We start from the raw sequence: 789 nt of genomic DNA on the forward strand, positions 1-789 counted from the left end.
CGACGCCGGCGCCGACGGTGCGGCCGCCTTCGCGGATGGCGAAGCGCAGACCGTCTTCCATCGCGATCGGGGCGATCAGTTCGACGCTGAAACCAACGTTGTCACCGGGCATGACCATCTCGGTGCCTTCGGCCAGGGTCACGGTGCCGGTCACGTCCGTGGTCCGGAAGTAGAACTGCGGACGGTAGTTCGCGAAGAACGGGGTGTGACGGCCACCCTCTTCCTTGGTCAGGATATAGGCTTCGGCTTCGAACTTGGTGTGCGGGGTCACCGAACCCGGCTTACACAGAACCTGGCCACGCTCAACACCGTCACGGTCGATCCCGCGCAACAGGGCGCCGATGTTGTCGCCCGCTTCACCGCGGTCCAGCAGCTTGCGGAACATCTCAACACCGGTGCAGGTGGTTTTCTGGGTGTCGCGGATGCCGACGATTTCGATCTCGTCGCCCACATTGATCACGCCACGCTCGACACGGCCCGTGACAACGGTACCACGGCCCGAGATCGAGAACACGTCTTCGACCGGCATCAGGAACGGCTTGTCAACTTCACGCTCAGGGGTGTCGATATACTCATCAACAGCCGCCATCAGTTCCTTGATCTTCTCTTCGCCGATTTCCGGGTTGTTGCCTTCCATCGCGGCCAGAGCCGACCCTGCGATGATCGGAACATCGTCGCCGGGGTATTCATACGAAGACAGCAGCTCGCGGATTTCCATTTCCACCAGTTCCAGCAGCTCTTCGTCGTCGACCTGGTCGACCTTGTTCATGAACACGACCATCTTCGGGA

1 protein-coding gene is annotated in these 789 nt (G+C 61.0%); it reads right to left on the minus strand.

The annotated features are described in order from the left end of the window. The coding region (locus ACR0LL_RS21235; protein WP_480589300.1) for an elongation factor Tu at nucleotides 1-789 on the minus strand (789 nt) is incomplete at both ends.

The sequence above is a fragment of the Ruegeria sp. AI2 genome (genome assembly GCF_056541275.1).